General features: G+C 70.2%; 13 protein-coding genes. 8 read left to right on the top strand and 5 right to left on the bottom strand.

Annotation, left to right across the window (positions count from 1 at the left end; all coding sequences use genetic code 11):
* Positions 1 to 44: 44 nt before the first annotated feature.
* On the top strand, positions 45 to 893 hold the full coding sequence (locus QZ647_RS13830) for a MerR family transcriptional regulator (RefSeq protein WP_291272723.1): 849 nt from the start codon (positions 45 to 47) through the stop codon (positions 891 to 893).
* Positions 894 to 910: 17 nt separating this feature from the next.
* On the opposite strand, the gene QZ647_RS13825 is transcribed toward QZ647_RS13830, so the two are convergent.
* The gene (locus QZ647_RS13825; protein ID WP_291272722.1) at positions 911 to 1822 is read right to left on the bottom strand and encodes a YoaK family protein; all 912 of its coding nucleotides are present in this window, start codon (positions 1820 to 1822) and stop codon (positions 911 to 913) included.
* A 106-nt stretch (positions 1823 to 1928) separates the two neighbouring features.
* Between QZ647_RS13825 and QZ647_RS13820 the strand changes: the two genes are divergently transcribed.
* From QZ647_RS13820 to QZ647_RS13810, 3 genes are all read left to right on the top strand, one after another.
* Positions 1929 to 2936, top strand: a complete 1008-nt coding sequence (locus QZ647_RS13820) for an asparaginase (protein WP_291272721.1) — start codon at positions 1929 to 1931, stop codon at positions 2934 to 2936.
* Between the two features lie 62 nt (positions 2937 to 2998).
* Positions 2999 to 4264, top strand: a complete 1266-nt coding sequence (gene serS / locus QZ647_RS13815) for a serine--tRNA ligase (protein ID WP_291272720.1) — start codon at positions 2999 to 3001, stop codon at positions 4262 to 4264.
* The gene (locus QZ647_RS13810; RefSeq protein WP_291273035.1) at positions 4168 to 5031 is read left to right on the top strand and encodes an ATP-binding cassette domain-containing protein; all 864 of its coding nucleotides are present in this window, start codon (positions 4168 to 4170) and stop codon (positions 5029 to 5031) included. The genes serS and QZ647_RS13810 overlap by 97 nt, the downstream gene beginning before the upstream one ends.
* A gap of 10 nt (positions 5032 to 5041) precedes the next feature.
* Here the strand turns inward: QZ647_RS13810 and QZ647_RS13805 are convergent, their stop codons facing one another.
* On the bottom strand, positions 5042 to 6946 hold the full coding sequence (locus tag QZ647_RS13805; RefSeq protein ID WP_291272719.1) for a peptidyl-prolyl cis-trans isomerase: 1905 nt from the start codon (positions 6944 to 6946) through the stop codon (positions 5042 to 5044).
* A gap of 77 nt (positions 6947 to 7023) precedes the next feature.
* Between QZ647_RS13805 and def the strand changes: the two genes are divergently transcribed.
* Positions 7024 to 7527, top strand: a complete 504-nt coding sequence (gene def, locus QZ647_RS13800; protein WP_291272718.1) for a peptide deformylase — start codon at positions 7024 to 7026, stop codon at positions 7525 to 7527.
* Positions 7524 to 8444 carry a methionyl-tRNA formyltransferase gene (fmt, locus tag QZ647_RS13795; RefSeq protein WP_291272717.1) on the top strand — a complete coding sequence of 307 codons (921 nt, stop codon included), beginning with the start codon at positions 7524 to 7526 and terminating at the stop codon, positions 8442 to 8444. Before def ends, fmt begins: the two co-directional genes overlap by 4 nt.
* Positions 8445 to 8479: 35 nt before the next feature.
* Here the strand turns inward: fmt and QZ647_RS13790 are convergent, their stop codons facing one another.
* Complete coding sequence (locus tag QZ647_RS13790; RefSeq protein ID WP_291272716.1) at positions 8480 to 9136, bottom strand: DedA family protein; 657 nt, start codon at positions 9134 to 9136, stop codon at positions 8480 to 8482.
* A gap of 47 nt (positions 9137 to 9183) precedes the next feature.
* Between QZ647_RS13790 and smpB the strand changes: the two genes are divergently transcribed.
* Positions 9184 to 9639: an SsrA-binding protein SmpB gene (smpB, locus tag QZ647_RS13785; RefSeq protein WP_291272715.1), complete on the top strand. Its 456-nt coding sequence runs from the start codon at positions 9184 to 9186 to the stop codon at positions 9637 to 9639.
* A gap of 22 nt (positions 9640 to 9661) precedes the next feature.
* Here the strand turns inward: smpB and QZ647_RS13780 are convergent, their stop codons facing one another.
* Entirely contained in the window at positions 9662 to 10327 is a 666-nt protein-coding gene (locus QZ647_RS13780) for a hypothetical protein (RefSeq protein ID WP_291272714.1), read from the bottom strand.
* Between the two features lie 208 nt (positions 10328 to 10535).
* Between QZ647_RS13780 and QZ647_RS13775 the strand changes: the two genes are divergently transcribed.
* Entirely contained in the window at positions 10536 to 12650 is a 2115-nt protein-coding gene (locus QZ647_RS13775) for a serine/threonine-protein kinase (protein ID WP_291272713.1), read from the top strand.
* 34 nt (positions 12651 to 12684) lie between these two features.
* On the opposite strand, the gene QZ647_RS13770 is transcribed toward QZ647_RS13775, so the two are convergent.
* Positions 12685 to 13335 (bottom strand): riboflavin synthase, encoded by a 651-nt coding sequence (locus QZ647_RS13770; protein ID WP_291272712.1) that lies wholly within the window; start codon positions 13333 to 13335, stop codon positions 12685 to 12687.
* Positions 13336 to 13348: the final 13 nt, after the last annotated feature.

Genomic DNA, 13348 nt, shown 5'->3' with positions numbered 1-13348 from the left:
TTGAGGCCTGATCTTCAACCCCTGGACAGGGTCCGGGAGGGGCGATGGGGAAAGTGGAACCGGACCTGCTGAGCATCGGGGACATCTGCTCGGAGACGGGCCTCTCGGCCGATGTGGTGCGGGTGTGGGAGCGCCGCTACGGCTTTCCGATGCCCCTTCGGCTGCCTTCCGGCCACCGCCGCTACCGGCGGGAGGATCTTCACCGCCTGAGGCTCATGGCCGAGGCGGTGGCCCAGGGGCACCGCCCGGCCGTCGTGGCGCGGTCTGCGGAAGCAGAGTTGAAGCGCCTGCTGGCGCCCGAGGGCCACCCCGTGGTGGAGGCGCTTTTCCTGGCCGTGGTGGCCATGGATACGGAGGGCATCCGGCGCCTGCTGCGGGAGGCCCTGGGCCGGCTGCCCTGGAAGCCTTTCCTCCAGCAGGTGGTGTCGCCGCTGCTGGATCGGGTGGGCATGGCCTGGGCCGACGGGAGCCTTGGCGTCCACCAGGAACACCTGCTCACGGAGATCCTCGAAGACTTCCTCCGGGAGCTGAGGCAGGGCTGTCAGCCCCGGCCCGGCCAGGGGATGGTGCTGCTGGCCACCCTGCCCGGTGAGCGCCACCGGCTGGGATTGCTCATGGCGGCCCTGGCCTATGCTGCCTCAGGCCTCCGCACGGAGCTGCTGGGGGTGGACCTCCCGGTGGCCAGCATCGCCCATGCGGCCCGCACCCTGAAGGCGGACCGCGTGGCAGTGAGCCTGTCCATCCAGAGTTCCGGAGAGACCGCCCGGCGCCTCCTCATGGACCTGAAGGACCGGCTGCCCAGGGAGTGCCGGCTGCTCATCGGCGGGCAGGGCGCGGCGCGGACCCGGAAGATCGAAGGGGTGGAACGCCGGTCGGGGCTCGAGGTGAGTTAGCCCGCTGTCAGCGTGCTTCAGTCGGACAAGCCGGAGTCGTCGGGCGACCACTGGCGGCGGAGACGGTGCAGGAGCAGGCGCAGCTCCAGCAGCAGGGGCCGGGCCGCCAGGAAGCAGACGAAGCCCGCCAGGGGCACCGTGACTTTGAAGCCGATGTGCCGGAAGCCCAGGGCACCCACCACGCCGCCCGCCAGGAAGGAGGCCAGGATGAGCAGCAGCAGCCGCAGCTTCTGGCGGTTGGCGACGATGCGCTCGCGACCGTGGCGGTGGTGGACATTCACATAGGTGAGCCGGCTCAGCTCGATGCCGATGTCCGTCACCGTGCCCGTCAGGTGCGTGGTGCGCACGGCGGCCCCGGAGATGATGGAGGTCACGGCGTTGTGCAGGCCCATGATGAAGCAGAGCAGCATCACGGTGCTGGGCAGGGTGAAGCGGATCTCCTGCTGCAGCTGGTTCCCCATGAACCCGAACACCAGCATCAGCACGGCCTCCAGCACCAGAGTCAAGGCATAGCGGCTGCGCATGCGCCGCCGCTGGCCGAAGCTGATGAGCGTGGTGCAGACGAAGGCCCCGGCGAAGAAGCTCAGCATCATGGCGAGGGCGGCGAGGGCGGTGGTGAGGTCGCCATCGGCCAGTTCGTCCGCCATGGAGGAGACCACCCCGGTCATGTGGGAGGTGTAGTGGCTGACGGCCAGGAAGCCGCCGGCGTTCACCGCCCCGGCCACAAAGGCCATGGCCCAGGCCAGCTGGCGATTGAGGGCCTCGGATCGAAGCGCTCCCTCCCGCACCAGCAGCTTCTCTTGGATGGGCAGGGTGGCCAGCGCGGTTTCCACCGCCGCCTGCAGCTGATGTCCGGCCAGGCGATTCCTCAGCAGCCGCCGGATATAGCGGGCAGCGATCATCTGGATGTAGCGGGGGATGCGGCGCATGGCGGAGGGAAGTCCTCCTCCAGTAAATCATCCGGACGGGCCTCTGACGAATCCTGCCGAGCCGCCTCGGCTGGAGCGGCCCGTCCGGTTTGGATAGGGTGGAGGCATGCGTACGATCCTGCTCCTCCATACCGGCGGCACCCTGGGCATGGCGCCCAGCGGGGATCCGGCCTCTCTCGCGCCGGGGCGGTTCCTGGATCACCTGCTGGAACAGGTGCCGGAGCTGGGCCAGATGGCGAAGCTGTCGGTGGAGGTGCCCTTCAACCAGGACTCGGCGTGTCTGGAACCTTCGGACATCCTGACCCTGGCGGCCCGCATCCGCGCCGCCGCGCGAGATTTTAGCGGCTTCGTCATCATCCACGGCACGGATACGATGGCGTTCACGGCCTCCTGTCTGGGCTTCCTGCTGGCGGACCTGGGCAAGCCCGTGGTGCTGACGGGCAGCCAGCGGCCCCTGGCCTTCGTCCGCAGCGACGCCCGCAGCAACCTGGTGAACGCCGTCGACCTGGCCTGCCGCGGCATCCCCGAAGTGGGCATCTGCTTCGGCACCCACTGGATCCGCGGCGTGGCGGCCGACAAGCTCAGCGTCCACCAGTTCGAGGCCTTCCAGAGCCCGAACCTGCCGCCCCTGGCCGAGATCGGGGCGGAGATCCGTCTGCATCCGGAAGTGGGCCAGTTCGTCCGTCAGGTCCCCGCGGGGCTGGGGAGCGCGTTCGACCTGAACATCCACACGGTCACGCCCCACCCGGGCATGGCCTGGAGCCCCGCACCGGCGGGCGCCAAGGCGGTGCTGATCCAGGCCTTCGGCGCCGGCAACCTGCCCACGGGCCGCGCCGACCTGGAAGCCCTCTTCCGCGATGGCGAACGCCGGAAGCTGCCCGTGGTGGTGATCTCCCAGTGTCCCTATGGTGGCGTGGACCTCTCCGCCTACGAGCTGGGGCAGAAGATCCAGGCGTGGGGCGCCATCTCCGGTGGCCTGCATACCCGCTGGGCCGCCCTGGCCAAGCTCGGACTGGTGCTGGGCGCCGGGGGGGGGATCGCCGAAGCGCGGGAGGCCTTCGGGGTACCGTGGGCCGGAGAGCCGATGCCTGAAGGATCGTGGTCGCAGGTCTGATCGGCGCGTGATGCCCTCCCGGTAGGGCCCGCTAGAATGAGGGTTTCCGGGGTACCCACCACATGCTCGACGCCAACCTCCTGCGCAACGATCTCGACGCCGTGGCGGCACGGCTGGCGGAGCGCGGCTACACGCTGGACCGGGCCCGCTACCAGGAGCTGGACCAGCGCCGCCGCGCGGCCCTGCAGGAGGCGGAGGCACTGAAGGCCGAACGGAACCGCGTCAGCGAGGAGGTGGGCCGCCTCAAGCGGGCCAAGGAGAACGCGGACCACCTCATCGCCCAGCAGCGCGAGGTGGGGGACCAGCTCAAGGCGCTGGAAGCCGCCGAGCGCGAGATCGAAGCGGCCTTCAAGGATTTCCTCGCGGGCATTCCCAACCCGCCCCACGCCAGCGTGCCCAGCGGCCGCGACGAGCACGCCAATGTCGAGATCAAGCGTTGGGGGCAGATCCCCAGCATTGATGCACCCCGGGATCATGTGGAGTTGGGCACCACCCTGGGCATCCTCGACCTGGACCGCGCGGCCAAGATCAGCGGCGCGCGCTTCTCGGTCCTGAAGGGGCAGGGCGCCAGGTTGGAGCGGGCCCTCATCTCGTTCATGCTCGACCGCCAGACCGGCGCGGGCTACACCGAGGTCATCCCTCCCTACCTGGTGAACGCGGAGAGCATGTACGGCACGGGCCAGCTGCCGAAGTTCGAACAGGACCTCTTCAAGACCCCCCATGGCGACGGGGCGCTGTATCTGATCCCCACGGCGGAAGTGCCCGTCACGAACCTCTACCGCGACGAGATCCTGGCTGCGGAATCGCTGCCCCTGCGCCACTGCGCCTTCACCCCCTGCTTCCGCAGCGAGGCGGGCAGCTACGGCAAGGACACCAAAGGCATCATCCGCCAGCATCAGTTCCACAAGGTCGAGCTGGTGACCTTCGCCGCCGCTGAGCAGGCGGAGGCTGAGCTGGAGCGCCTCACCGCGGACGCGGAGGCCATCCTCGAGGCCCTCGGCCTGCCCTACCGCCGGATGCTGCTCTGCACGGGCGACATGGGCTTCAGCAGCCAGAAGACCTACGACCTGGAGGTGTGGCTGCCCTCGCAGAACACCTACCGGGAGATCAGCTCCTGCAGCTGGTTCGGCGACTTCCAGGCCCGGCGCGCGAACATCCGCGCCCGCGGCAAGGAGGGCAAGCCGGCCTTCGTGAACACCCTGAACGGCAGCGGCCTCGCCGTGGGCCGCACCTGGGTGGCCATCCTCGAGAACTACCAGCAGCCCGACGGCAGCATCCGGGTGCCCGAGGTGCTGCAGCCTTATGTGGGTGCGGCGGTGATCCGCTGAATCCGGCGCCCCTCCTCTGCGCGGAAGGTCTTGGCCTTCAGCGGGGCGGGCGCTGGGATCTGAGGGAGGTCTCCCTAGCCATGGCGCCGGGCGAGGCCTGGGGTGTCGTGGGGGAGAGCGGGGCCGGCAAGAGCACCCTGGTGAACCTGGTGCTGGGCCTGCTCGATCCCACCGAGGGCCGGATCACGCTCGAAGGCCGCCCCTGGTCGCCCCTGGTGGAGTCGGAGCGCCGGCCCCGCCGGCCACGCGTCCAGGCCGTGTTCCAGGATCCGCTGGCCAGCCTGCCGCCCCACCGCACGGGTTGGGAGATCCTCCAGGAGCCCCTGGACATTTGGCGTCGCGGATCCGAATCGGAGCGGAGAGGGGCGGCGGCCCGCATGGCGGCCCGGGTGAAGTTCCCCGAAGCGGCCCTGGCCCAGCGCCCCGCGGCCTGGTCCGGCGGGCTGGCCCAGCGGCTCTGCCTGGGGCGGGCCCTCATGCTGGAGCCGGTCCTGCTGGTGCTGGACGAGCCCTTCTCGGCGCTGGATCCCACCCTGGCCGGGCACCTGCTGAACCTGCTGCTGGAGCTGAAGGCGGAGGGCACCGCCCTCCTGCTCGTGAGCCACGACCTGCCTTCGGTCCGGATCCTCTGTGACCAGGTGCTCATGCTTCAAGGCGGCCGGCCGGTGGGGCAGGGGACCGCCGGACAGCTGCTGTCCGGCCCTGCGGATCCGGAGGTACAAATTCCGGGGGCTGTCGGCTTCCAGCCTGCAGCCCCCGGCGTCTGACGGTCGTCGCCTACTCTTCCACGGGCACCGAGACGGCACTGGCGTTCACATAGATGCCACTGAAGTGGCCCCAGAAGCTGCTGAAGCCGGGGCGCTGGCGACCCTGCTGATCGAGGGTCTGCAGTTCCGCCGAAAGGAGCTTCTGGGCTTCGGTGGTCTGGACTTCCTGGATCAGGCCGCGGCGGCTTTCGAAGGTGAGGGCGGGGGCGGGATCGCGGGAGGTGATGCGGGCCACCCAGAGCTTGCCATCCTGGGTCCAGAGCAGGGGCGTGGTCTGGCCCACGGGGGTCTCCAGCAGGGCCTTGCGGATGCCCGGATGGGCCACCAGGTCGCGCATCCCGTTGAGGGGCGCGGCCGCTTGGTCGCTGATGGGGCCCACGGCCTGGAGGCCGCCGGATTGGAGGGCCTGCTGGGCCTTGGCGAGGGTCTGCTTGCGGGCTTCTTCGAGGCGATAGGCCGCCAGGACCTTGGCGCGGACTTCCTTGAAGGGGGGCACGGCCTCGGGCAGCTCCTCCTGCACTCGGAAGATCAGGTGGCGGTCGCCGATGCGCTGGGGCTTGGACACCTCGCCGACCTTCAGGCGGAAGGCCTCGCTGGCGAGCTGAGGCAGCTCGGGCAGGCCCTCGGACTGAGCGCCGGGCTCATTGGCGAAGGGCTGGCTGAGCTGGGCCTGGCTGCCCAGGCTCTTGGCGGCCGCGGCCAGGTCGCCGCCGTTGGCGCGCTTGCGGATCTGCTCCAGGCGCTCCTGGGCGCGGGTGTTGAAGCGGCCGTCGGAGATCTCCTGGGCCAGCTCGGCCTTCACATCGTCGAAGCGCTTCTCGCGGCGACCCTCGAGCTTGATGAGGTGGACGCCATACTGGGTGCGCACGGGCTGGCTGATCTCACCGGGCTTCAGGGCGGCGGCGGCGTCCGAGAACGGCTTGACCATCCTCGCGGCGTTGAACCAGCCGAGATCGCCACCATTGCCCTTGGCGCTGGGATCCTCGCTGAGCTCCTCGGCGGCCTTGCCGAAGTCCTGGCCCTTGACCAGCCGCTCGCGCAGCAGCTGGGCCTTGGCGGTGGCCTCCTGCATCTGGGCGTCGCCCTCGGCCTTGAAGAGGATGTGGCGGGCCTTGAACTCGATGTAGTCGCTCTTGCGGGCCTCGAAGGCGGCCTTGAGGGCGGCTTCGTCGGTCTCGGCGGCCTTGCCCAGGGCGGCGCGGTCTACGGCCACGAACTGGATGATCCGGCGGGGGGGCTGGAGGAAGCGCTGGCTGCCGGCCTTGTAGATGGCCTCGAGGGCGGCGTCGCCGGGATCGGCCACCATGGTGGCGTCCACGGCCAGGGTGGCCTGCTGGAAGCCCACCTTCTCGTTGCGCAGGCGATGCTCCACCGCCAGCCAGGCCTCATCCACGGGCACCTGGAGGGCCGCCTGCTGGATCAGCTTGGTCCGCAGCAGCTCGTTGCGGAGATTCCGCTCCTGCAGGGCGGGGTTGAACCCGGTTTCCTGGAAGATCTGCTTGAGTTCCGCCGTGGACTTCAGGTTGCCTTGGGGATCCAGCAGGACGGGGTACTGGCGCAGGAAGGCCCGGAGGCGGGCGCCGACTTCCTCGTCGGTGACCACTACCCCGTGCCGGTCCGCCAGCTCCTCCATGAGCTTCTGGTTCATCAGGTCGCGCAGGGCCTGGGACTGGATGAAGGGCTTGAGGGCCTCGGGGTTGCCCTGCTTGCCGAAGCGCTGGTAGAGCTCCTGCATGTGCTCGGCCATGTCCCGCAGCAGCACCTCGCGCCCGTAGACGCGAGCCACGACCGTATCTGGGGTGTCCACCCGGCCGGAAGGGGCCAGGTAGGCCACTAGGCCCAGGAGGACCACGATCATCACCGCCGCCATGGGCGTGCGGTTGGATTTGAAGACCTGACGGAAGGAACGCAGCATGCGGGGCTCCGGGACGCGGACCTCCCAGATTACCCCGGGAATGGGGATGCATTACACTGGAATGCTGGAGCGTTTGCATGGCCGTCTTGCCCGTGATCACCTGGGGGGATCCCCGCCTCAAGAAGAACAGCGAGGATGTGGGTGAATGGACCCCCGAGCTGGAGCAGCTCTCGGAGGACATGTTCGAGACCACCCTCTTTGAAGAGGGCGTGGGGCTCGCGGCCCCCCAGATCGGCCGGAACCTGAACCTGGCGGTGATCGACTGCTCCTGTGGCGAGGATCCGGCCCAGAGGATCATCCTCATCAACCCCGAGATCATCCTGGAGGAAGGGGTCCAGGTCGGGCCCGAGGGCTGCCTGTCCATCCCGGGCGTCCGCGAGGTGCTGGAGCGCCCCCAGAAGGTGACGATCCGGAACCGGGCGAAGGACGGCAGCTGGCACGAGCTGGTGGGTGAAGATCTGATGGCCCGGGCCTTCTGCCACGAGATCGACCACCTGCGCGGCCGGCTCTTCGTGGAATACTTCGGCCCGGTGAAGCGTCAGGTCATCCAGCGCAAATACCAGAAACAGGCCCGGTCATGACCCGAATTGCCTTCCTCGGCACCCCCCGCGCGGCCGTTCCGTCGTTGAGGGCCCTCGCCGAGGAAGGCATCGAGGCCGTGTTCTGCAATCCCGACCGGCCCTCGGGCCGGGGGCGCCATGTCGAGGCACCGCCTGTGAAGGCGGCCGCCCTGGACCTGGGCCTGCCCGTCCACCAGCCCCTGAGCTGGCGGGTGCCGGAGGTCCGGGAACTCTGGGAATTCCTGCAGATCGACCTGGCCATCGTGGTCGCCTACGGCCACCTCCTCCCGCGTTGGATGCTGGACTCCTGCCCCCGGGGCGTGTGGAACCTGCACTTCTCCCTGCTGCCCCACTGGCGCGGCGCGGCCCCGGTGAACCACGCCCTGATGGCCGGCGACGAGGAGACCGGCGTCAGCCTCATGCGCCTGACCGAAGGGCTGGACGAGGGGCCCGTGCTGGCCCAGTCCCGCCGGCCCATCGGCCAGGAGGACACCGCCGAGAGCCTGCTGGCCGCCCTCTCCAAGGATGCCGCCGACCTGCTCATGGACCAGCTGCCCCTCCTGCTCTGCGGCTGCGGCAAACCCGCGGAGCAGCGGCACGAACTGGCGACCTACGCCTCGAAGCTCCGCAAGGACATGAGCCCCCTGGACTGGCGCCGTCCCGCAGCGGACCTGCACCGCCAGGTGCGGGCCCTCTGGCCCTGGCCCGGCTCCGAACTGCAGATGGAGGGCCAGGCCCTCAAGGTCTGCGCCGTGGGAGCCCTGCGCACCTGCTACCGCGATCCCGGCCAGCTGCTCTGGGGCAAGGAGGGCGCCTGGCTCACCACGCCGGAAGGCGCCCTGGAACTCACCCAGCTCCAGCGTCCGGGCAAGCCCGTCCAGCCCGCCCTGCAGGCGCTCCAGCCCTGGGGAGCCAGCGGCAACCGGATCCTCGGCTAGGGTCAGTGATTGCTTCCCGCGGCACCGCGCGGGAATCAGCCCTTGGCCCGGTGCTTGAAGTGGTCGTAGAAGAACCACACCACGCCCGCCACGATCAGCACGCCGATGACGGCATCCAGCTTGTGGAAGTACTGCCCGAGGGTGTTCCACTTCTCGCCGAGCTTGTAGCCCACCCAGGCCAGGCCCAGGCACCAGGGCAGGCTGCCGGCGAAGGTGTAGAGGTGGAAGCGGGTGCGGTCCATGCGGGCGATGCCGGCCGGCAGGGCGATGAAGGTGCGTACGACGGGCAGCAGGCGGCCGATGAAGATGGCCCAGGGGCCGAACCGCTCGAAGAAGCGGTGGGCCTGATCCAGGTGGCCCGTGTGCAGCCAGATGTAGCGGCCGTACTTCTCCACGGCGCGCCTCCCGCCCCAGGCGCCCACCTCGTAGGCGGGGACGCTGCCCAGGTTGCAGCCGATGGCGCCGAAGATGCCCGCGATCCAGATCTGGGCCACGGGATTGCCCGCGCCGAGGCCGAAGAAGGTGAGCTGCCCCTTGTAGGCGAGGTAGCCCGCGAAGGGCATGATCACTTCGCTGGGCAGGGGGATGCAGGCGCTTTCGATGGCCATGAGCAGCATGACGCCGAGGGGCCCCATGGCGGCCATGACGGCCACCATCCAGGCGACGATCGGGGCGAGGATCTTCTGCAGCATCGGGGCGTCCCAAAAGCGCCAGTGTACCGGGACGCTACACTGTTCCGATGTCCGAAGATCTCGTCCGCAACCGCAAAGCCTTCCACGACTACCATGTCCTCGAGACCTGGGAGGCGGGGATCGCCCTGCAGGGCACCGAGGTCAAGTCCCTCCGGGCGGGCCTGGGCCAGCTTCAGGATGCCTATGTGGATGCCGTGGGCGGCGAGCTCTGGCTGAAGCAGGCCCACATCTCTCCCTACGCGTTCGGCACGGATGCCAACCACGAGCCCCTGCGGCCCCGCAAGCTGCTGCTGCACAAGGCCGAGATCACCAAGATGACGGCCAAGGTGGTGCGCAAGGGCCTGACCATCATCCCCCTGGCGATCTATCTGAACGACCAGGGGATGATCAAGGTGAAGGTGGCCCTGGCCGAGGGCAAGGCCCACAGCGACAAGCGCGAGGCCCTGAAGCAGCGCGAACAGAAGCGCGAGATGGACCGCATCCGCAAGGGCGCCCGGGAGTAGCGCCGGGCTTGGTGACGACCTCTCAGTACGAGCTCTCGTCCTTGGCGGGCGGGTAGTCCTGGCCGAACTTGTTCTTGTGGGGCTCGACGGCGGGCAGGGTGGCGCTGAGGGTCCAGTCGCCGCGGGTGGTCCCTTCGCCGATGCTCACCATCCACACCTTCTCCCCGGTTTCCGGGTGCCAGATCCTCAGCCGGTAGGGACCGGGGGGGAGCTCCCGGAAATCCAGGCCGGTGCGCGCGTCCAGGGGCTGCACCCAGGGCGTCTCGACCACCCACAGGAAGGCGTTCATGCCGTTGTGCACATTGCAGTAGAGCTTCACGAGGCCGGGCTTCTGCACGGTGATGCGCGGCGAGTCGCCCGGCTGGTAGAGGCCCGTGTCGAAGGGGTTCGCGCAACAGGGGCTGAACACATTGTGGAGGATGTGATCCAGGTTGGGGAACGCCACCTCGCTGCCCGGCGTGGTCCAGGAGACCCGGGGGATGAACCGCTTGCCCAGCGTGCGGATGCGGGTGGGGGGACGCTTCTCCACCTTGGGCTTGGGCCCCAGGGGCTCCAGCATGGCCAGGCCGTCCACGAGGGTTTCGAGGCGCCGGCCGTCCTTGCGCAGGATCGTGACCGGGCCCTTCAGCTCGCCGGCCAGGATCGGCCAGGCCGCGGCCAGCAGCAGGAGGCTCCGGATCCGGCTCATGCGGAGGGCCCACCGAGGACCGTCTGGAGGCTGTGCCGTTCGTTCATGGACCTCCTCGGGTTCCGCCCGGGGGCCGCCGGGACTCCGCGAAAGGCGGATTCGGCCGGTGGCCCATCGGAGGTAAGGGTAAGATCGTCCACCAATCTACCTCGAAGGACCCCCGATGGCCCCGGTGCGCTGGCCCCATTCCCTCGCCTGGAAGTTCTTCTTGCGCACGGCGCTCCTGGTGGTGCTGGTGGTGGGGGCGGTGCTGGGCGTGGCCTACCAGCAGGCCCAGAAGGGGGCGCGGGACGCCGCCGAACGGGGGCTTCGCACGGCGGGCCGCGTGCTGGACAAGCACATCCCCCAGGAGGCCCGCGTGCTGGACGCCGGGTTGGAGGTCTTCGTCGCCCAGAGCACCAACAGTGCCTATCTCGACAGCGCCGCCAAGCGCGGGGACGAGGCCAGTGTCCGCGATCACCTGCTGCAGAGCCTTCCGAACCTCCAGGCGGATGTCGCCGCCATCGTCCGCCCGGATGGGCGCCGCCTGTCCTGCACCACGGATGGCGGGCGTCGGGACTACGGCGATGTGGCCATCGCCCAGATGGCCCTGGATCCCGAAGGCGCCCGGGCCGCGGGCATCGAGGGCCCCTCGTACGCGGGCTTCCTCGAGTTCCCCTCGGGCACCCATGCGGGCTTCTACCTGGCGGTGGCCCGCCCCCTGCGGCTGCCGGGCGGTGACCTCATCGGCGCCATGCTGGTGGGGATCCGGCTGGGGGACCGGGCCGCGGCGGACCTCCGGGACACGGCCGTGGGCCGGGCCGAGCCTCCTTCCCAGGTGGCCCTCCTCAGCCGGGGTCGCATCGTCGGCAGCACCCTGGAGCCCGCTGCCCAGGCAGGCTTGGCGGCGGCCCTGGAGGGCGTCCGCTACGCCCCCATCCGGGCGGCCCTCCTCCAGGGCCAGCCTTCGGGGCTGCTGGCGTTCCGGATCCACGGCGCGGACTACCTGGGCCGCATTACGCCCCTGCGGGGGACGGATGGGCTGAAGCACGAGCTGGCCACGGCCCTGCTGCTGCCCCTGGATCCCTTCATGGCCCCGTTCCGGCGGCTGCAGTGGATCATCCTCGGAACCGGCTTCGGGGGCCTGCTGGTGGCCCTGGCCTTGGCGCTGCATGCAGCCCGGAGCGTGACGGCCCCCCTGGCTCGGCTCACCGAGGCCACGGCGGAGCTGGCGTTGGGGGGCCGCCCCGGCCTGCCCCCCGGCCCGGCCGGAGGCGAGGTTGGGGACGAGGTCGGGGCCCTCACCTCGGCTTTCCGGGCCCTTCTCGGCGAGCTGAAGGCCAAGGATGACCTGCTGGCCGCGCTGGCCCCGCTGCGCGCTGCCCCCGGCCATCCGGGCCCCGGCACCGAAGACCTCGCCGTGGTGGACATGGAGGCCACGGTGCCGATGCCCGGTGAACGGCCGGCCCTGACGGGCGAGGCCGTGGGCTCCCAGCGGCGGCTGGTGCTGAAGGAGGGCGATCTCTTTGCGGGCCGCTATCGCCTGGAGTCGGTGCTGGGCCGGGGCGGCATGGGCCTGGTGCTGAAGGCCCGGGATCAGCAGCTGGACGAGGAGGTGGCCATCAAGATCCTCCGCCCCGAGCGCGGCCTCGATCCGGCCTTTCTGGGCCAGCTCAAGCAGGAGATCCGGCTGGCCCGTCGGATCACCCACCGCCATGTGCTGCGCACCCATGATTTCGGGGAAGCGGACGGGGTCCCCTTCGTGACCATGGAATACCTCAAGGGCGTGACGCTCAAGCAGCTGCTGGACGACCGCGGCCGCCTGCCCCTGCCCCTGGCCCTGCGCATCGGGCGCCAGGTGGCGGAAGGGCTGGAGGCTGCCCATGCCGTGGGCGTGGTGCACCGGGACATCAAGCCCCTCAATGTGCTCTTCGATGCCCGGGGCGACGCCAAGCTCATGGATTTCGGCCTGGCGGCCCCCGTGGCCGCGACGGGGGCGACCCGCGAGGGCCTGATCTTCGGCACGCCGCGCTACATGGCGCCGGAGCAGGTGCGGGGTGAACGGGCGGATCCCCGCACGGACCTCTACGCCCTGGGCGTGATGCTCTACGAACTCAGCGCGGGGCGCCCGCCCTTCGAGGGCGGCGAGGTCCAGGACATCCTGCGCCACCAGCTCGAGACGCCGGCTCCGGATGTGCGGACCGCCGTTCCGGAGCTGCCGCCGGTCTACGCGGATCTGCTGCAGCGCCTCATGGCCAAGGACATCGCCGCCCGGCCGGCCTCCGCCGCCGAGGTGGTGGAGCTCCTCAAGGGCATCGCCTCGGGGGACCGGGGGAGGGCCTGACCGGGAGGTCCGGCGGCCCGGAGCAACCCGGCCGTCAGCGGCCCCAGCCCCCCTGGGCGAAGCGGGTCAGCTTCTCGTCGCTGCCCCGCAGGGCCAGGGCCCGGGCCACGAAGCGGCCGATGGGATCGGCTTCCAGGTTGACGGCGGTGCCGGGGCGCAGGTGGTGGAGGGCCGTGCGGGTCACGGTCTCGGGGATGAGGGCCACGGTGAACCAGTCGGTGCCGCAGTCCACCACCGTGAGCGAGATGCCGTCCACGGCCACGGAGCCCTTGGGCGCGATCATGGGCGCCAGGGCCGGGGCCATGGCGAACCGCCAGATGCCCTCGTCGAGGCCGCCCTGGCCCTGGGGGCGCGACAGCAACTGTCCGAGGCCGTCGACATGGCCCGAGACCAGGTGGCCGTCCAGCGGATCGCCCACCCGCAGGGCGGGTTCGAGGTGCAGGGAAGCTCCCAGGGGCAGGCGGCCCAGGGTGGTCTTCTCCAGCGTCTCTTCGCTGAGGTCCGCCTCCCAGGCCCGCCCATCCACAGCCACGCTCGTGAGGCAGGCGCCGTTCACGGCGATGCTGGCGCCCAGCTCGGCGCGGGTCAGGAGGTCCGCCGGGGACGCGATGCGCAGCCGGGCGCCGCCAGGCCGGGAGGTGCGGGATTCGAGCGTGCCGAGATGTCTGATCAGGCCGGTGAACATGGCGCCAACTCCA

This window comes from Geothrix sp. (genome assembly GCF_020622065.1).
Lineage (GTDB): Bacteria > Acidobacteriota > Holophagae > Holophagales > Holophagaceae > Geothrix.
Note: the sequence above shows the minus strand (reverse complement) of the source record. Positions and strands in the feature narration are given on the sequence as shown.